Here is a 16,432-nt window from a genome sequence, read left to right as displayed (position 1 = left end):
ACGATGGGTATTCTCGATCACCACAAGAAAATCGAAACGCATGCCACCCTGCTGCTGGTCCTCAGCTTCCTGGTGGTGACCATTGGCGGCCTCGTGCAGATCGTGCCCCTGTTCTATCTGGAGAACACGATCGAGGAAGTGGAGGGCATGCGCCCCTACTCGCCGCTGGAGCTGACCGGGCGCGAGATCTACATCCGCGAGGGCTGCTACGTCTGCCACAGCCAGATGGTCCGCCCGATGCGCGACGAGATCGAACGCTACGGCCATTACTCGCTGGCGGCGGAGTCGATGTACGACCACCCGTTCCAGTGGGGCTCGAAGCGCACGGGGCCTGACCTCGCGCGTCTGGGCGGCCGCTATTCGGACGAATGGCACGTGGCCCACCTGGTGAACCCGCGTGACGTGGTGCCGGAATCGGTGATGCCGCCCTACGCCTTCCTGCTGGATCGGCCGATCACGCCCGAACACGTGCAGGATCTGATGCGGGCCTACCGTCTGGTCGGCGTGCCCTATACCGACGAGATGATCGAAACCGCGCCGGAAGACTTCCGCGCCCAGGTCGATCCTTTCGGCGATAGCGGGGCGCTGCTGGAGCGGTATCACTCGGCCCAGGTCCGCAACTTCGACGGCCAGGAACAGCTGACCGAAATGGACGCGCTGATCGCCTATATGCAGATGATCGGCACGCTCGTGGACTTCAGCACCTTCACCGCCGAAACCAGCCGCTGAGGGAGGGAAAAGCATGGAAACCTATTCCCTTCTCCGCAGCTTCGCGGACAGCTGGTATCTGTTGTTCATGACGCTCTTCTTCGTCGGTATCATCGCCTGGGCCTGGCGCCCGGGCAGCCGCCGGGCGCAGGACGAGGCAGCCACCAGCATCTTTCGCAACGACGACAGACCGGCAGCGGGCGGGGCCTATGACGACGCCCCCCGCAGCCTGAGCCAGGGGGCACGCTGATGGCCACGCCGAACAAGAAGAACCATGATCGCCCGACCACCGGGCATTCCTGGGACGGGATTGAGGAATTCGACAACCCGATGCCGCGCTGGTGGTTGTGGACCTTCTACGCCACGATCATCTGGGCGGTGGTCTACTGGATCCTGTTCCCGGCCTGGCCGCTGGTCCGGGGCGCCACCGCGGGCGTGCTGGGCTATTCCTCGCGCGCCGATGTCGCGGCCGAGATCGCCGCGGCCGATCAGGCCAACCAGGTCTGGTACGACCAGCTGATGAGCACCGATCTGAACGCCATCACCGCCAACCCGGAGCTGGAGCGCTTCGCGGTCAACGCCGGGGCCGCGGTGTTCCGCGCCCAGTGTTCGCAATGCCACGGCGCCGGTGCCAACGGCCTGCGTCCGGGGTCGGGCTTCCCGAACCTGCTGGACGACGAATGGATGTGGGGCGGCACCATGGAGGACATCGTGCAGACGGTGACCTACGGGATCCGCAACACCGATTTCCCCGATGCCCGCTATTCGGAAATGCCCTCGTTCGGGCGTGACGGGTTGCTGACCCCGGAAGAGATCGACCAGGTCGTGAACCATGTCCTCGCCATCTCGGGCCAGGCGCATGACAACGCGCTGGCCGCGGCGGGGCAGCAGGTGTTCCTCGACAATTGCGCCTCGTGCCACATGGACGACGGTTCGGGCGATACCCTGGTCGGTGCGCCTGCGCTGAACAACGCGATCTGGCTCTATGGCGGCACCGAGGCCGACATCCGGGCAACGGTCAACAACGCCCATTTCGGCATCATGCCGGGCTTCACCGACCGCCTGCCCGAAGCGCAGATCCGCGCTGTCGCGGCCTACGTCCACCAATTGGGCGGTGGCCAGTAACATCTTGATAACCCGGGCCCTTCATGGGCCCGGTGGCTGCACCGGACCGGTCCTGTTCGCGCGTTTCCCGGGGCCGGTGCAGCCTTTTCCATGGTCAAGGCGCGCCCGGTCGTCCCGCCGGTGCGCGCCTTTGCCACATTTAACCCGTCTCAAGAATTCGGGTTTTTGATGCAGGTCAAGGTTACCTCAGCGACGCCGTGCGATTGACCTTCGCAAGCAAGCAAAGGAAGCGATTCCGTGAGTTCCTCAGAAAATTTCGAGCCGCAACTCTACGCCAAGCGTGAGCCGGTGTTCCCCCGCCGCGTGAAGGGGAGCTTCCGCACCCTGAAATGGTGGCTGATGGCGCTGATGCTGGGTATCTACTACATCACCCCCTGGATCCGCTGGGACCGCGGGCCGGATCTGTCGGATCAGGCGGTTCTGGTCGATCTGGCGAACCGCCGCTTCTTCTTCTTCATGGTCGAGATCTGGCCGCACGAATTCTATTTCGTCGCGGGCCTCCTGATCATGGCCGGCATCGGCCTGTTCCTGTTCACCTCGGCGCTGGGCCGGGTCTGGTGCGGTTATGCCTGTCCGCAGACCGTCTGGACCGACCTCTACATCCTGGTCGAGCGCTGGGTCGAGGGCGACCGCAACGCCCGCCTGCGCCTCTACCGTCAGCCCTGGGGCTTCGAGAAGATCCGCAAATACGGCACCAAATGGCTGCTGTGGCTGCTGATCGGCCTCGCCACCGGCGGCGCCTGGGTCTTCTATTTCACCGATGCGCCGACGCTGCTGCGCGATCTGGTGACCTTCAACGCGCATCCCGTGGCCTATGGCACCATCGCCTTCCTGACCGCGACCACCTTCCTGTTTGGCGGCTTCTTCCGCGAGCAGGTCTGCATCTACGGCTGCCCCTGGCCGCGGATCCAGGCGGCGATGATGGACGAGGACACGATCACCATCTCCTACCGCGAATGGCGGGGCGAGCCGCGCGGCAAGCAGCGCAAGGGCGAGGCCGAGGACGCGCATGGCGATTGCATCGACTGCATGGCCTGCGTCAACGTCTGCCCGATGGGGATCGACATCCGCGATGGTCAGCAGCTGGCCTGCATCACCTGCGGCCTGTGCATCGACGCCTGCAATGACGTGATGGACCGGATCGGCAAGCCGCGCGAGCTGATCGGCTATATGGCGCTGACCGACGAGACCCGCGAACGCGCCGGGAACCCGCCGAAATCCATCTGGAAACACGTCTTCCGCCCGCGGACCATCGTCTACACGACGCTCTGGGCCGGGATCGGGCTGGGCCTGCTGGTGGCGCTGTTCCTGCGCACCGATATCGACATGTCGATCTCGCCCATCCGCAACCCGACCTATGTCACGCTGTCCAACGGCTCGATCCGCAACACCTATGACATCCGGCTGCGGAACATGAACGAGAACGCGCGGCAGTTCTATGTGACGGTTGCCGACAACCCCTCGATCACCTTGACGATGGAGGGGGTGCAGGGCCAACTGGTCACCGTGGGGCCGGACGAGCAGCTGATCCAGCGCGTCTATCTCACGGCCTCGGCCGGGACGCCTGCGGCGGCGGCCGCGACGACCCCGGTGCGCCTGTGGGTCTCGGTCAGCGGCGAGACCGACCGCATCTATGGCGAAACCGTCTTCAACGGGAGTGGACAGCGATGAGCGAAACCCAGGGACGCCCCCTTACCGGCCGCATGGTCCTGACGATCACGGTGTCGGCCTTCAGTGTCATCATCGCCGTCAATCTGGTGATGGCCTGGTTCGCGATCGACACGTTCCCGGGGCTGGAGGTGCGCAACTCCTATGTCGCCAGCCAGGGCTTCAACGACCGGCTGCGTGAACAGCGGGCGCTGGGCTGGACGACCGAGGCGGACATGACCGGCGGGCGGCTGACGGTGCGGATCCTCGACGCCGACGGCCGCCCGGCCCCGGTCGCCGATATCTCGGCGATCCTCGGCCGGCCGACCACCGAGCGCGAGGATACCGTGCCCGAGTTCCGCTTCGAGGGCGGGGCCTTCGTCGCCGATGTCGACGCCGATGACGGCAATTGGGACCTGAGGATCGACGCGCATGCCGCCGACGGGTCCGAATTCGCCTATCGCGTCGGCCTGATCCATCACCGCTGAGACTGCCGCCATGACCGACACCCTGACCAACGCCTCGTCAGAGCCCGAATACCCGTCGCTCGCGGCCTGCCCGGCCTGCATCGCCACGCCCGCGGCCGTGGATCGTGCCCGGGCGGCGGCGGTGGAAAAGGCGGCGCGGATCATGCTGTCGGTGCCGGATGCTCATTGCGCGCTCTGCATCCAGACGGTGGAGAGCGATCTTGAAAAGATGCCGGGCGTGAAAAGCGCCCGGCTGAACCTGACGCTGCGCCGCGTCTCGGTCGAGGCCGAGTCGGGCGTCAGCGCCGATACCATCGCCAAGCGGCTGGAAAAGATCGGCTATCCCGCCTACGAGCTGGACCCCGGGCAGCTGTCGATGACCGAGACCGACAAGCAGGGCCGCGACCTGCTGATGCGGCTGGGCGTCGCCGGGTTCAGCATGATGAACATCATGCTGCTGTCGGTCGCCGTCTGGTCCGGCGCCACCGATGCGACGCGCGACCTGTTCCACATGATTTCGGCGATGATCGCCGTGCCGACCGTCGCCTTCTCGGGCCAGCCCTTCTTCCGCAAGGCCTGGGCGGGGGTGCGCAACGGGCGGCTGGACATGGATTTCCCGATCTCGCTGGCCATCGTGCTGGCGACCGGCATGTCGCTTTACGAGACGTTCAACGGCGGTCATCACGCCTATTTCGACGCCGCCGTGATGCTGACCTTCTTCCTGCTGGCCGGGCGGTATCTCGATTTCCGCACCCGGGCCGTGGCGCGCTCGGCCGCGCAGGAGCTGGCGGCGCTGGAAGTGCCCCGCGCCATCCGCCTGACGGGCGAGGCCGAGGAGCAGGTGCCGGTGGCCGATCTGCGCCCGGGCGAGCTGGTGCTGGTGCGGCCGGGCGGCCGGATTCCCGTCGATGGGATCGTGGTGGCTGGCCAGTCGGAACTGGACCGCTCCCTGCTGACGGGTGAGACGCTGCCGGTCTTCGCCGGGCCCGATCTGGTGGTGACGGCGGGGGCGGTGAACCTGACCGGGCCGCTGACGATCCGCGTCACGGCGGCGGGCAAGGACAGCTCCCTGCACCGGATGGCCGATCTGGTCGCCGTGGCCGAGAATGCGCGCAACAAATACACGACGCTGGCTGAGAAGGCGGCGCGGATGTATTCGCCCTCGGTCCACCTGCTGTCCTTCGCGGCCTTCGCGGTCTGGATGTGGATCACCGGTGGCGATGTGCGCTTCGCGCTGAACATTTCGGCCGCGACGCTGATCATCACCTGCCCCTGTGCTCTGGGTCTGGCGGTTCCGGCCGTGGTCACCGCGGCCTCGGGTCGGCTGTTCCGCGCGGGGCTGCTGATCAAGGACGGCTCGGCGCTGGAACGCCTGGCCGAGGTCGATACCGTGGTCTTCGACAAGACCGGCACGCTGACCCGCGGCACGCCCGAGCCGGTGACGCTGGACGGCCTCTCGACCGAGGTGCTGGCCATCGCGGCGGCGCTGGGCGGGGCCTCGTCGCACCCGCTGGCGCAATCGCTGGCGCAGGCGGCGCGGGCCGAGGGCGCGATCCCGGCGGTGCTGACCGAGGTGGCCGAGGTTCCGGGCTATGGGGTGCAGGCGCTCTGGCAGGGACAAAGGGTCCGGCTGGGCCGCGCGCATTGGGTCGGCGCCGAGGCGCTGGACGTCACCGCCGCCTATCTGGGGATCGAAGGGCAGGCGCCGCATTCCGTGGCCTTCGCCGACCGGCTGCGCGATGGCGCCGAGGAAGCCGTCGCCGCCTTCAAGGCGCAGGGCAAGCGGGTGATCCTGATTTCCGGCGACGTGCCGGGGGCGGTCGGTGATCTGGCGGCGCGACTGGGGATCGACGACTGGCGGGCCGAGGCGCTGCCCGAGGACAAATCCGCCGCCATCAACGCCTTGCAGGCGCAGGGGCACAGGGTGCTGATGGTCGGCGATGGGCTCAACGACACCGTGGCGCTGACCGCTGCGCATGTCTCGATCTCGCCCGCCTCGGCACTCGATGCGGCGCGGGTGGCCTCCGATATCGTGCTGCTGGGCGCCTCGCTGGCGCCGTTGCCCGAGGCGCAGCGCGTCTCGGTCCGGGCGGTGAAACGGATCCGCGAGAATTTCGCCATCTCGTTCGGCTACAACATCATCGCCGTGCCGATCGCGCTGGTGGGGCTGGCCTCGCCGCTGATCGCGGCGCTGGCGATGTCGGTCTCCTCGATCACCGTGGCGCTGAACGCGCTGCGGCTGAAATAATCCTTAATACCGGGGGTCCCGATGGACATTCTTGCCGTATTGATACCCGTGTCGCTGTTTCTGGGGCTGGCGGGTCTGGTGGGCTTCTGGTGGACGCTCAGGCGCGGCCAGTACGACGACCCCGAGGGCGACAGCCAGCGCATCCTGCGCGGCGATTATGACGACCATCCGAAGCCTTAACGGGGCCGCGCGGCCTTGACCTTTGGCGGTGGCGAGCCCTTATTACCCCCGACAGACCGCCAAACAATGAGGTAACCCAATGGCCTTCACCCTTCCCGATCTTCCCTATGCCCACGACGCTCTTGCCGATCTGGGCATGTCGAAGGAAACGCTGGAATACCACCACGACCTGCACCACAAGGCCTATGTCGACAACGGCAACAAGCTGATCGCCGGGACCGAGTGGGAAGGCAAGTCGCTGGAAGAGATCATCAAGGGCACCTATCAGAAAGGCGCCGTGGCTCAGAACGGCATCTTCAACAACGCCTCGCAGCACTGGAACCACAACCAGTTCTGGGAAATGATGGGCCCCTCGGGCAAGAAAATGCCGTCGGAACTGGAAGCCGCGATCAAGGACAGCTTCGGTTCGGTCGACAAGTTCAAGGAAGATTTCGCCGCCGCGGGCGCCGGGCAGTTCGGCTCGGGCTGGTGCTGGCTGGTGAAGGACACCGACGGCGGCCTCAAGGTCACCAAGACCGAGAACGGCGTGAACCCGCTCTGCTTCGGCCAAACCGCGCTGCTGGGCTGCGACGTGTGGGAACACTCGTATTACATCGACTTCCGCAACAAGCGTCCGGCCTATCTGTCGAACTTCCTCGACAAGCTGGTGAACTGGGAAAACGTGGCCTCGCGCCTCTGAGCCTGCCGCGCCTTCGCCCCGTTCCGGGGCTTTCGGACACCCCGCGCCCGCCCGGCGCGGGGTGTTTGCGTTTGCGCGGGCAGCCGCCGGGTCGAGGGCGGCGGGGGAACCCCGGCAGGGGCGGGGACGTTTTCCTTTCAACCAAGAACGCATGAACAGGAGGCTTGTCATGGCAGAACGACAGCGCTCGCGCGACGGATCGCGCGACACCGACGCCATTCTCGAGGATGATGTCGGCACCGGGCCCACCGGCCAGCAGGGCAGCGCCGGGGGCAATCTGCAGCGCAAGGTCGGCACGCGCGACGAGAAGAAGCGCGTGGACGAGACCTCGGACGGGATCACCCGCGCTTTGGCCGGGGATCGCAACGAGAGCGGCGACAAGGAGAAGATGTGATGGGCGGATTGAGCCAAGGAACCTGGGTTCTGGTCGCGGACGGGCAGAAGGCCCTGTTCCTGCGCAATGACATGGATGCGCAGGACCCGCATCTGGTGGTGATCCGGATCGAGGAACAGGAAAATCCCGCCGACCGCGACCAGGCCACGGACCGGCCGGGGCGGATGTATGACGGCGGGCCCGGGCAGCGGTCGGCGCTGGCCGAGACGGATTTCCACCAGCTGGCCAAGGAGCGGTTCGCCGACGATCTGGCCGAGATCCTCTACAAGCAGGCGCATCGCGGCCGGTTCGACCGGCTGGTGATTGCGGCGCCGCCCTCGGTGCTGGGCGATCTGCGGGGCAAGCTGCACAAGGAGGTGGCGAGCCGGGTGGTGGCGGAGCTGGACAAGACGCTGACCAACCATCCGCTCGACAAGATCGAGGCGCTGCTCAAGGACGAGCTGGAAAAGGCCTGAGACCGTTCCCGTTGAGGGGGCACGCGGCGGCGGGGGCATCGAGCCCCCGCCGCCGCGGCGCGCAGTGCCGCGCGCGGCTGCGCCCGGGGGCTGGTCTCAGTCCGGCATCAGGAGGTCGGCCCAGAGGATGGCGTGGGTCGCATCCGGGCTGGGCCAGAGGAGGCCCGATTGCAGCACGGTGAGACGGCGGTCAGGCAGCAGGTAATCGACCCGCAATGCGCCCGGGCCGTCCGGCCAATGGGCGGTGGCGGTCGTGGGGGTGTCGGTGCCGGGAAGTTGCGCTTGGGGTGCGGGATCCTGCAGCAGTCGGTGGCCCAGCAGCGCGGCGATCTCGGCGCGGTCGCCCGCGCCTGCTTCGGGGTCAAGGTTGGCGTTCCCAATCAGCACGAAGGGCGTCTGAGGCGGCGCGGTGTCGAGGCGCCAGCGCCAGAAGGCAGTCTCGGCGGCGTTGCGCAGGGCGTTTCGGTCATGCGGGCCGCCGAAGAGCGGCGGTCCGGCGTGCCAGGCCAGCACGGTGAGTGGGCCTTGCGGCGTCCTGAGCGTGACCTGCCAATGGCCGGTGCTGGAGAGGCGTTGCTGCGCGAGGATCTCGGCCGAGGGGAAGGGCTGGCCGTTGTGCATCGGAAGCTGCGTGCTGGGCAGGGCCTGCCAGAGGAAATCGCTGAAATCATGGTCTTCGCGGATCGGCCAGCGCGACAGCAGCGCCATGCCCCCCGCCCCGGCGAAACGGCCCCAGCCCTGGGCATCGTCCGCCTCGCCCCGCCGCCCGTTGCCATCGAGGTCGAGCCCGGTGGCGAGGCCATTGTTGGGGCGGGGCGCATAGGCGTGGGGCAGGGCGAGCCCGCCCCCGGCGAGAAGCGCGGCGAAGGCGCTCAGCGCCAGCCCGTCGCGATCATGGTCGATGTCGAGGAGCAGCACCGCATCCGGGGCGAGCGCGAGGAGCGCATCGCGGGCGGCCAGCACATCCTCGGCGCTGCGGCGGATGTCGCGCAGCAGGAGGCCCGGGCCGTCCCGGCCGAGCCCGGTGTGCCAGAGTGCCAGCCGAAGCGGCTCAGCCCCGGAGGGCAGGGCGGTGACGAGGAGGAGTAGGCAGAGGAGGAGGCTGGTGAGTGGGGCGGGGCGCGAAGAGAGGCGCCTCCCTGGCGGAACCGGGCGGGGCAGTTGAGCAGGGGGGAACAGGGCGGCGCGCTTAGTTCGCAGGCAGGCGTGCACTGGTGGTGAGGCCGAGGCATACCGTCGCGGGTACGCCAGCCGGGACATTGCGGCCAGCGGGCCCTCGGATAAGCCCCGCAGCAGGCGGCTACGAAACGCGTTCAGGCGGTGGCGAAGGCGTTGCCCTCGGAATCGGCGAAGCGGCGGCGGCTGGCGCGGATCATCCGCGCCACGCGGGCCATGGCCACCCCGCGCATCACCAGACTGGCCGGGACATAGGCCCACAGCACGATCCCCCAGACGAAGCCCATCGGCGAGAGCAGCGTCAGCGGCTTCACCAGAACCTCGGACACGATCACCGCGCCCGGCAGCAAGAATGGCAGGATAAGCCCTAACGCAATGTTAATGCGGGCGTGCCGTTGCAGGCGCAGGACCACGTCATTACCGGCCGTGGGGTCGAAGGTCGGCAGGTTGATCCAGACGTTGAACGGGCCGTTGCCCATCGGCCAGGCGTTGAGGCGGATGGCGGTGACGAAGCCTGCAACGGTGGTCGCGGCCAGCACCAGCGCCAGCGCGGCGCCGTCGCGGACCAGGGCCAGATGTTCGGCCGGGACGCTGGCGGGCAGGGCATTGACCAGCAGACGCACCGGGCTGAGCCCGAAATCGAGGATCTGGCCGCAAAGCGCCCCCGCCGCGGTGGCGAAGCCGCCAAGGAGGCCAGGTTCGACCAGGTTGCGCTGCAGCAGGGCCAGCAGCACCGTCATCAGGGCGATCAACGCGAAACGGGTGCGGTTGAAGGGCGCAGCGAAGCGGAATTCGATCAGGCCGGGATATTCCGAGGCATATTCGGCAAAGACGATGCCGCCGGCGAACAGGGCCAGCAGGATCATGCTTTGTGCGGTGTCAGGGGCGGTCGAGGGCACGACCAGCGCCGGGAACAGGGCCAGGACAACGACGAGCAGGGCGCGTGCGGCGGCGCCCGGGACGTGCGACTTCGATTTCGCGTCACCCATGCTCGATCCCCTGGCCGGCCGGTGGAAGCCGGTGGAGTGTTTACGGCGACCAGCGACTGCCAGTGCCTGCCTCAATTTTGCCACAATTGTGCCCATTTTCCCGCGACCCCGCAAGAGACCTGCCAAGGGTGGCGCATCAAGATGGGGATTCCGAGGCAGAAATGCCGCAGCTTTGCATCAAACTAGAGGCAAAAAAGGGGCGCCCCCTGAGGGACGCCCTAACATTCTGCAATCACTGGGAAATCAGAGCCAGGGAAACTGGGTCTTCTGCCGGTCTTCATAGGCGTCGATTGACGACACTTTTTCCAAACTCAGGCCAATGTCATCGAGGCCGTTCAGCAGGCAATGCTTCTTGAACGGGTCGATGTCGAAGGCGAAGCTCTTGCCGTCTGAGGCGGTCACTGTCTGGTTTTCCAGATCCACCGTGATCCGCGCATTGGCGCCGTTGGCCGCGTCGTCCATCAGGTAATTGACGGCCTCGGGCGGCAGCACGACCGGCAGGATGCCGTTCTTGAAGCAGTTGTTGTAGAAGATGTCGGCGAAGCTGGTCGAGATGACGCAGCGAATGCCGAAATCGAGAAGCGCCCAGGGGGCGTGTTCGCGAGAGGAACCGCAGCCGAAATTGTCGCCGGCGACGATGATCTCGGCCTGGCGGTACTGCGGCTTGTTCAGGACGAAATCGGCGATCTCGTTGCCCTGGCGGTCGTAGCGCATCTCGTCGAACAGGTTCTTGCCGAGACCCGAGCGCTGGATCGTCTTCAGAAACAGTTTCGGGATGATCATGTCGGTGTCGATATTGACCAGCGGCATGGGGGCCGCGATGCCGGTCAGGGTGTTGAATTTGTCCATTTCAATCTCCGAAAGGGTCAGGACCGGCGGGCGATGAGGCCCAGCGCGATCAGGCCGATACCATCGGCCAGCAGCTGGATGCCCAGCAGCAGGCCCAGAAGCGAGGTGGCGGCAGCGCCGATATCCGTGACGACCAGAAAGCCGATCAGGACCGAGGCCGCGCCGCTGAGGAGCAGGAACCAGAAGAGCGGCGTCTCGCGCAGGCGCCAGGCCATGCCCAGCCGCACCGCGCCGGTGAGGAGGAAGACGATCCCCACCAGCAGCGTGAGCGAGACGACCCCGGCCAGCGGATCGGCGATCAGCGAGATCCCGGCCAGCAGGCCGAGGAGCCCGACGAATCCGGTCCAGATCCGGTGAGGGACCCCGGCCCCGGTGATGGCGACCCAGCTTTGCAGGACGCCTGCGACGATCAGCACCATGCCCACCAGCGTGGTCACCGCCAGCGAGGCGGCGAAGGGGTTGGCCAGCGCCAGCACCCCGCCGAGGACCAGCAGGACGCCGATGATCAGCAGCACCGAGGCCGGGCGCATCACACCGTCTCCGTGGTCAGCTCACGCACATCGGTCAGATGCCCGGTCACCGCCGCCGCCGCCGCCATGGCGGGCGACATCAGGTGCGTGCGGCCCTTGTAGCCCTGACGGCCCTCGAAGTTGCGGTTCGAGGTCGAGGCGCAGCGCTCTTCGGGCGCCAGCTGGTCGGGGTTCATGGCCAGGCACATCGAGCAGCCGGCCATGCGCCATTCCGCACCGGCGTCGATGAAGATCTGGGCCAGCCCCTCTTCCTCGGCCTGGGCGCGCACGAGGCCCGAGCCCGGCACGACCATGCAGCGCACGCCGTCGGCGATCTTGCGGCCCTTGAGCACCGCGGCGGCGGCGCGCAGATCCTCGATCCGGCCGTTGGTGCAGGATCCGATGAAGACCGCGTCGATCTTGATGTCGGTCAGGTTCATGCCCGGGGTCAGGCCCATGTAGTCGAGCGAGCGCTGGGCCGCGCCGACCTTGCCGCCGGTGAAATCCTCGGCCGCGGGAACCTTGGCCGAGATCGGCAGCACGTCCTCGGGCGAGGTGCCCCAGGTGACGACCGGTTCGATATCCTCGCCGCGGATGGTGACGACCTTGTCGAAATGCGCGCCCTCATCGGTGTAGAGCGTCTTCCACCAGGCCATCGCGGCCTCCCAGGCGGCGCCTTTCGGCGCGTGGGGGCGGCCCTTCACATACTCAAAGGTGGTCTCGTCCGGGGCGATCAGACCGGCGCGGGCGCCGCCTTCGATCGCCATGTTGCAGACGGTCATGCGGCCTTCCATGCTGAGCGAGCGGATCGCCTCGCCGCAATACTCGATGACATGGCCGGTGCCGCCGGCGGTGCCGGTCTTGCCGATGACGGCCAGCGTGATGTCCTTGGCGGTCACGCCGGGCTTCAGCTTGCCGGTGATCTCGACCTTCATGTTCTTCGACTTGGCCTGGATCAGCGTCTGCGTGGCCAGCACATGCTCGACCTCCGAAGTGCCGATGCCATGCGCCAGCGCGCCGAAGGCGCCATGCGTGGCGGTATGGCTGTCGCCGCAGACCACGGTCATGCCGGGCAGCGTCCAGCCCTGCTCGGGGCCGACGATGTGGACGATGCCCTGGCGGATGTCCGAGACCGGATAATAGACGATGCCGAAATCCTTGGCGTTCTTGTCGAGCGCCTCGACCTGGATGCGGGATTCCTCGTTCTCGATCCCGTTCACGCGGTCGGCGGTGGTGGGGACGTTGTGGTCCGGCACGGCGATGGTGCGGCCGGGGGCGCGGACCGGGCGGTTGGCCATGCGCAGGCCTTCGAAGGCCTGCGGGCTGGTCACTTCATGGACCAGATGGCGGTCGATATAGAGCAGGCAGGTGCCGTCGTCGGAACGGTCGACGACATGCGCGTCCCAGATCTTGTCATAGAGGGTTTTCGGAGCGGTCATGGCTCATCTCTCACGGATTTGGCTTGGATAGGCGGGGTGCGTGTCGGCACGCACCGGACGGCTGACGGAAGGGTCAGCCGCGAAGTCGCGCGAGGACAGACCGGTTTTCCCGGGCGAAACGCTGCGGCAGGCGCGCGTGATCGGTCATGTCGAAGAAGCGGATCATGCGCGGTTCATACGCCCGAATCCGGGTTCAGGCAACAGGATTGGGCAGGCGCGGGATCAGGGGCGCCGGTCTGGCAGGATGGGCGATATCGCCCATCCTACGGGCAGCGGTGGCCGCCGGTCCTCGTCTCAGTCCAGCGTCATGGTCACGCGCAGGGTGACGACATTGGCGTCGCCGCCCAGCTCGTAGGTCTGCGGCGCAGCCAAGCCGCTGACCATGCCGGACGCATTCGTGTCGAAGAAGCGCATGTGGCGATAGTTCAGGCCCAGCGAGAAGCGCTCGTTCAGCCGGTAATCGACGCCAACCCCCAGCACCGCGCCCGGCGCGACGGTATCGAGGTCCAAGGTGCAGGGCGACGGGCAGAAGGGCGTGCTGTGCGGCGTCCCGAGGCGCGCGGCGACGGCACCGGCCTCGCCATAGACCATCCAGCGCCCGGACGCCCGGCCGATGCGGCCGGTCAGGCTGATGACAGGCCCCATCTCGGTGGCAAAGGTGTCCAGCGGGAACAGCGGCGAGGCCATGCTCTGGTCATGGCTCAGATGCGTGAGACCAAAGGCCCAGCCATAGAGCAGCGCGTCGCTGCCGTAGAGCTGGCCGACCTCGACATTCGCGGCAAGGCCCGAGTCGCTGCCGGCGCCCCGGTAACCCGGCGGGGCGAAGATCGGCGCACCCGACGGCATGGTCCAATCGACGGTCGAACTGCCCTGGCCGAGACCGATGCTGACGAAGCCGCCGGTCCAGTCCTGAGCGCTCGCGCTGCCGGCACCCGCCAGGGCGGCGCCGACGGCCAGTAAGGTGCTGGTAACGAAGCTATTGGCGATGCTCATTTTTCTAGTCCTCCCGGAAATGTGATCAAGTCTTGCCGCCCTAACGCGATCCGGCGGCCAGGTCCATGAAAAATGAAAGCGGCGCCCTGCGTCATCGCTCCACCCCGCCGGAAATCCCGGGACATGCTCGACTTTCGCGTCGTCTTGCCTAGACTCGGTCCATGGACGGTGAACTCGCCACATGGCTCGTCGACCTGCGCGACAGTGTTGCCGCGTTCCTCGCGGCGCTGAGCGCCTTCGGCCAGACCATGCTGCTGCCCTCGCGCCTGCAGCAGATCGGGGTCGCCCTGGGCCTCGCGGCGCTGGCTTGGCTGTTGGGGCGGGTTCTGGGGCCGGGTCTCGAAGCCTGGATGCGCGGGCTGCAGGGGCGGCCGAAATGGCAGTTGCGCCTGCTGATCGTCCTGCGCCGGGCCCTGCCGCTGCTGCTGTTCGTGCTGCTGATCTGGCTGGCGGTCGGGGTCTTCGCCGGGATCTACACCTTCCCCTCGCGCCGCTATGTGCTTGTGCTGGTCGCGGCCATCGCCACCGCCTGGCTGGGCATCAGCCTGGCCGCGCAGCTGATCCGCAACCGGCTGGTCCGGTCGCTGGCCGTCTGGGGCCTGTCGATCTGGGCCACGCTCTATTACCTGGGGCTCTTGGACGAGACGAGCGAGGCCCTCGACGGCATCGCCGTGCGATTCGGCAATTTCGAGCTTTCGGCGCTGGCGGTGATCAAGGCGGTGGTCCTGACCGCCGCGCTTTTCACCGCGGCGCGGGCCGTGACCATCGGCTCCTCGCGCCGGATCCGCGGCATGGCCGACATCTCGCCCTCGATGCAGGAGCTGCTGGTCAAGCTTCTGCGCATCGGCCTTTACGGTGCGGCTTTCTTCATCGGGCTGAAGGCGGTGGGGTTCGATCTGACCGGGCTTGCGGTCCTCTCTGGGGCGATCGGGGTCGGGCTCGGGTTCGGCCTGCAGAAGGTGGTCTCGAACCTCGTCTCGGGCGTGATCATCCTGCTCGACAAATCGGTGAAGCCCGGGGACGTCATTTCGATCGGCGACACCTTTGGCTGGATCGAGGAACTGGGCGCGCGCTATGTCTCGGTCGTGACCCGCGACGGCAAGGAATACCTGATCCCGAACGAGGATCTGATCACCGGCCAGGTGGTCAACTGGTCGCATACCAACGAATTTGTCCGCCTCGACATCTTCTTCGGCACGTCTTACGCCGACGATCCGCATGCGGTGCGCCGCATCGCCATCGAGGCCGCGCTGACCTGTTCGCGGGTCCTGCAACACCGGGCGCCGGTCTGCCACATCACCGGTTTCGGCGAGTCCTCCGTCGATTACATCCTGCGCTTCTGGATCACCGATCCGACCGGCGGGCTGACCAATATCCGCGGCAATGTCTATCTGGCGCTGTGGGATGCGTTCAACGAACACGGCATCTCGATCCCCTTCCCGCAGCGCGAGGTCAGGCTCCTGAACGAGGTCTCCGCCGGGTCCGCGCCCGCCGCCCCGGAACCACCGCCCGGGGCGCCGCCGGGGGCCTCGGCAAAGTGATGCCTGAGATCGTGCGGCGCGCGTCCGGCCTCCATTGAGATTTCACCTTGCGCGCGTTACATTGAGGGGTAATCGCCCCTGCAGGAGGACAGTTCTCTGTCTTACATCGACCCGGCCGCCGTCGCGGCCCCCGCCGCCAACCCTTCGGCCCCCGACTTCTCGGCCGCCGACGTTCTGGCATTGGTCCTGCAATCTCTTGACGACGACAAGGCCGAGGAGATCGTGACGATCGACCTGCGCGGCCGGTCGTCCGTGGCCGATTACATGGTGATCTGCTCGGGCCGTTCGTCCCGCCAGGTCGCCGCCATCGCCGAGAAGCTGCTGGAGCGGCTGAAGGCTGCCTACCGCATCACCGCCCGCTCCGAGGGCAAGGAAACCGGCGACTGGGTGCTGCTCGATACCGGCGACGTGGTGGTGCATATCTTCCGCCCCGAAGTGCGCGAGTTCTACCAGCTCGAACGCATGTGGCAGGTGCCTGCCGGCAAGGCCTGATGCGGCTGCATATCGTCGCGGTGGGACGGCTGCGCGCCGGCCCCGAGCGGGTGCTGATCGACGATTACGTGAAACGCCTCGACCGCACCGGCCGCCCGCTGGGGCTGGGCCCCTGTGCGGAACACGAGGTCGAGGACCGCAAAGGCGGCGGGATGGAGGCGGAAGCCGCCCTCCTGGCGCGCGCCTGTCCGGCGGGGGCAGTGCGGGTGGTGCTGGATGAGCGGGGAGCGGTGATGCCCTCGCCGGATTTCGCCCAGCGGCTCGCGAAATGGCGGGACGAAGGCCGGCAGGACGTCGCCTTCTTCATCGGCGGCGCCGATGGGCTGGCGCCGTCCCTGCGGGCCGAGGCGGATGCCGCTCTGAGCTTCGGGGCGATGGTCTGGCCGCATGCGCTGGTCCGGGTGATGCTGGCCGAGCAGCTCTACCGCGCGGCGACGATCCTGGCGGGATCGCCCTATCATCGGGAATAGCGGGCGTTCCGCCCGCGGCGAGGGGGGGGGGGGGGGGGGGGGGGGGGGGGGGGGGGGGGGGGGGGGGGGGG

General features: G+C 67.3%; 20 protein-coding genes. 14 read left to right on the top strand and 6 right to left on the bottom strand.

The annotated features are described in order from the left end of the window. The first annotated feature begins 3 nt into the window (after positions 1-3). The 10 genes from ccoO (at position 4) to VDQ18_RS09545 (ending at position 7,903) form a co-directional block, all read left to right on the top strand. The gene (gene ccoO, locus VDQ18_RS09590) at positions 4-729 is read left to right on the top strand and encodes a cytochrome-c oxidase, cbb3-type subunit II (RefSeq protein WP_107753334.1); all 726 of its coding nucleotides are present in this window, start codon (positions 4-6) and stop codon (positions 727-729) included. A 13-nt stretch (positions 730-742) separates the two neighbouring features. Continuing rightward, positions 743-958 (top strand): cbb3-type cytochrome c oxidase subunit 3, encoded by a 216-nt coding sequence (locus VDQ18_RS09585; protein WP_323020721.1) that lies wholly within the window; start codon positions 743-745, stop codon positions 956-958. Further along, complete coding sequence (ccoP, locus tag VDQ18_RS09580; RefSeq protein WP_323020720.1) at positions 958-1,833, top strand: cytochrome-c oxidase, cbb3-type subunit III; 876 nt, start codon at positions 958-960, stop codon at positions 1,831-1,833. The genes VDQ18_RS09585 and ccoP overlap by 1 nt, the downstream gene beginning before the upstream one ends. Positions 1,834-2,070: 237 nt before the next feature. Beyond that, positions 2,071-3,504, top strand: a complete 1,434-nt coding sequence (gene ccoG, locus VDQ18_RS09575) for a cytochrome c oxidase accessory protein CcoG (RefSeq protein ID WP_323020719.1) — start codon at positions 2,071-2,073, stop codon at positions 3,502-3,504. Further along, on the top strand, positions 3,501-3,968 hold the full coding sequence (locus tag VDQ18_RS09570; protein ID WP_323020718.1) for a FixH family protein: 468 nt from the start codon (positions 3,501-3,503) through the stop codon (positions 3,966-3,968). The genes ccoG and VDQ18_RS09570 overlap by 4 nt, the downstream gene beginning before the upstream one ends. Before the next feature lie 10 nt (positions 3,969-3,978). Beyond that, the gene (locus VDQ18_RS09565) at positions 3,979-6,195 is read left to right on the top strand and encodes a heavy metal translocating P-type ATPase (RefSeq protein WP_323020717.1); all 2,217 of its coding nucleotides are present in this window, start codon (positions 3,979-3,981) and stop codon (positions 6,193-6,195) included. A gap of 21 nt (positions 6,196-6,216) precedes the next feature. Beyond that, entirely contained in the window at positions 6,217-6,375 is a 159-nt protein-coding gene (gene ccoS / locus VDQ18_RS09560) for a cbb3-type cytochrome oxidase assembly protein CcoS (RefSeq protein ID WP_323020716.1), read from the top strand. 79 nt (positions 6,376-6,454) lie between these two features. Continuing rightward, positions 6,455-7,054 carry a superoxide dismutase gene (locus VDQ18_RS09555; protein WP_323020715.1) on the top strand — a complete coding sequence of 200 codons (600 nt, stop codon included), beginning with the start codon at positions 6,455-6,457 and terminating at the stop codon, positions 7,052-7,054. A 169-nt stretch (positions 7,055-7,223) separates the two neighbouring features. After that, positions 7,224-7,448 (top strand): hypothetical protein, encoded by a 225-nt coding sequence (locus VDQ18_RS09550; RefSeq protein WP_323020714.1) that lies wholly within the window; start codon positions 7,224-7,226, stop codon positions 7,446-7,448. Beyond that, the gene (locus VDQ18_RS09545) at positions 7,448-7,903 is read left to right on the top strand and encodes a host attachment family protein (protein WP_323020713.1); all 456 of its coding nucleotides are present in this window, start codon (positions 7,448-7,450) and stop codon (positions 7,901-7,903) included. The genes VDQ18_RS09550 and VDQ18_RS09545 overlap by 1 nt, the downstream gene beginning before the upstream one ends. Before the next feature lie 96 nt (positions 7,904-7,999). On the opposite strand, the gene VDQ18_RS09540 is transcribed toward VDQ18_RS09545, so the two are convergent. Continuing rightward, positions 8,000-8,821: an endonuclease/exonuclease/phosphatase family protein gene (locus VDQ18_RS09540; protein ID WP_323020712.1), complete on the bottom strand. Its 822-nt coding sequence runs from the start codon at positions 8,819-8,821 to the stop codon at positions 8,000-8,002. On the opposite strand from VDQ18_RS09540, the gene VDQ18_RS09535 reads away from it, so the two are divergent. Continuing rightward, positions 8,798-8,992, top strand: coding sequence for a hypothetical protein (locus VDQ18_RS09535; RefSeq protein ID WP_323020711.1), 195 nt, complete (start codon positions 8,798-8,800; stop codon positions 8,990-8,992). The two genes, VDQ18_RS09540 and VDQ18_RS09535, sit on opposite strands and share 24 nt — an antisense overlap. A gap of 224 nt (positions 8,993-9,216) precedes the next feature. Here VDQ18_RS09535 and VDQ18_RS09530 read toward each other — a convergent pair whose 3' ends face one another. The 5 genes from VDQ18_RS09530 to VDQ18_RS09510 form a co-directional block, all read right to left on the bottom strand. Further along, a complete protein-coding gene (locus tag VDQ18_RS09530) occupies positions 9,217-10,068 on the bottom strand; it encodes a hypothetical protein (protein WP_323020710.1) in 852 nt (283 codons plus the stop codon). Positions 10,069-10,311: 243 nt separating this feature from the next. Further along, positions 10,312-10,917: a 3-isopropylmalate dehydratase small subunit gene (gene leuD, locus VDQ18_RS09525; protein ID WP_323020709.1), complete on the bottom strand. Its 606-nt coding sequence runs from the start codon at positions 10,915-10,917 to the stop codon at positions 10,312-10,314. 17 nt (positions 10,918-10,934) lie between these two features. Next, a complete protein-coding gene (locus VDQ18_RS09520) occupies positions 10,935-11,447 on the bottom strand; it encodes an HdeD family acid-resistance protein (protein WP_323020708.1) in 513 nt (170 codons plus the stop codon). Further along, on the bottom strand, positions 11,447-12,865 hold the full coding sequence (gene leuC / locus VDQ18_RS09515; protein ID WP_323020707.1) for a 3-isopropylmalate dehydratase large subunit: 1,419 nt from the start codon (positions 12,863-12,865) through the stop codon (positions 11,447-11,449). Before leuC ends, VDQ18_RS09520 begins: the two co-directional genes overlap by 1 nt. A 294-nt stretch (positions 12,866-13,159) precedes the next feature. Next, positions 13,160-13,858, bottom strand: coding sequence for an outer membrane protein (locus VDQ18_RS09510; RefSeq protein ID WP_323020706.1), 699 nt, complete (start codon positions 13,856-13,858; stop codon positions 13,160-13,162). 161 nt (positions 13,859-14,019) lie between these two features. Here VDQ18_RS09510 and VDQ18_RS09505 point away from each other — a divergent pair, with 161 nt between their 5' ends. From VDQ18_RS09505 to rlmH, 3 genes are all read left to right on the top strand, one after another. Beyond that, positions 14,020-15,399 (top strand): mechanosensitive ion channel family protein, encoded by a 1,380-nt coding sequence (locus VDQ18_RS09505; protein ID WP_323020705.1) that lies wholly within the window; start codon positions 14,020-14,022, stop codon positions 15,397-15,399. 174 nt (positions 15,400-15,573) lie between these two features. Continuing rightward, complete coding sequence (gene rsfS, locus VDQ18_RS09500) at positions 15,574-15,891, top strand: ribosome silencing factor (protein WP_323020749.1); 318 nt, start codon at positions 15,574-15,576, stop codon at positions 15,889-15,891. Beyond that, on the top strand, positions 15,891-16,361 hold the full coding sequence (rlmH, locus tag VDQ18_RS09495) for a 23S rRNA (pseudouridine(1915)-N(3))-methyltransferase RlmH (protein ID WP_323020704.1): 471 nt from the start codon (positions 15,891-15,893) through the stop codon (positions 16,359-16,361). Before rsfS ends, rlmH begins: the two co-directional genes overlap by 1 nt. The last annotated feature ends 71 nt before the right edge of the window (positions 16,362-16,432 follow it).

Source organism: Pararhodobacter sp. (genome assembly GCF_034676075.1).
In the GTDB taxonomy this organism is placed as follows: Bacteria; Pseudomonadota; Alphaproteobacteria; order Rhodobacterales; family Rhodobacteraceae; genus Pararhodobacter.
This window is presented reverse-complemented; position numbering and strand designations above follow the sequence as displayed.

Coding starts and splice junctions, on each gene's coding strand:
- ccoO (WP_107753334.1), top strand. CDS start 4: ATGGGTATTCTCGATCACCACAAGAAAATCGAAACGCATGCCACCCTG.
- VDQ18_RS09585 (WP_323020721.1), top strand. CDS start 743: ATGGAAACCTATTCCCTTCTCCGCAGCTTCGCGGACAGCTGGTATCTG.
- ccoP (WP_323020720.1), top strand. CDS start 958: ATGGCCACGCCGAACAAGAAGAACCATGATCGCCCGACCACCGGGCAT.
- VDQ18_RS09570 (WP_323020718.1), top strand. CDS start 3,501: ATGAGCGAAACCCAGGGACGCCCCCTTACCGGCCGCATGGTCCTGACG.
- VDQ18_RS09565 (WP_323020717.1), top strand. CDS start 3,979: ATGACCGACACCCTGACCAACGCCTCGTCAGAGCCCGAATACCCGTCG.
- ccoS (WP_323020716.1), top strand. CDS start 6,217: ATGGACATTCTTGCCGTATTGATACCCGTGTCGCTGTTTCTGGGGCTG.
- VDQ18_RS09555 (WP_323020715.1), top strand. CDS start 6,455: ATGGCCTTCACCCTTCCCGATCTTCCCTATGCCCACGACGCTCTTGCC.
- VDQ18_RS09550 (WP_323020714.1), top strand. CDS start 7,224: ATGGCAGAACGACAGCGCTCGCGCGACGGATCGCGCGACACCGACGCC.
- VDQ18_RS09545 (WP_323020713.1), top strand. CDS start 7,448: ATGGGCGGATTGAGCCAAGGAACCTGGGTTCTGGTCGCGGACGGGCAG.
- VDQ18_RS09535 (WP_323020711.1), top strand. CDS start 8,798: ATGGTCGATGTCGAGGAGCAGCACCGCATCCGGGGCGAGCGCGAGGAG.
- VDQ18_RS09530 (WP_323020710.1), bottom strand. CDS start 10,068: ATGGGTGACGCGAAATCGAAGTCGCACGTCCCGGGCGCCGCCGCACGC.
- leuD (WP_323020709.1), bottom strand. CDS start 10,917: ATGGACAAATTCAACACCCTGACCGGCATCGCGGCCCCCATGCCGCTG.
- VDQ18_RS09520 (WP_323020708.1), bottom strand. CDS start 11,447: ATGCGCCCGGCCTCGGTGCTGCTGATCATCGGCGTCCTGCTGGTCCTC.
- leuC (WP_323020707.1), bottom strand. CDS start 12,865: ATGACCGCTCCGAAAACCCTCTATGACAAGATCTGGGACGCGCATGTC.
- VDQ18_RS09510 (WP_323020706.1), bottom strand. CDS start 13,858: ATGAGCATCGCCAATAGCTTCGTTACCAGCACCTTACTGGCCGTCGGC.
- VDQ18_RS09505 (WP_323020705.1), top strand. CDS start 14,020: ATGGACGGTGAACTCGCCACATGGCTCGTCGACCTGCGCGACAGTGTT.
- rlmH (WP_323020704.1), top strand. CDS start 15,891: ATGCGGCTGCATATCGTCGCGGTGGGACGGCTGCGCGCCGGCCCCGAG.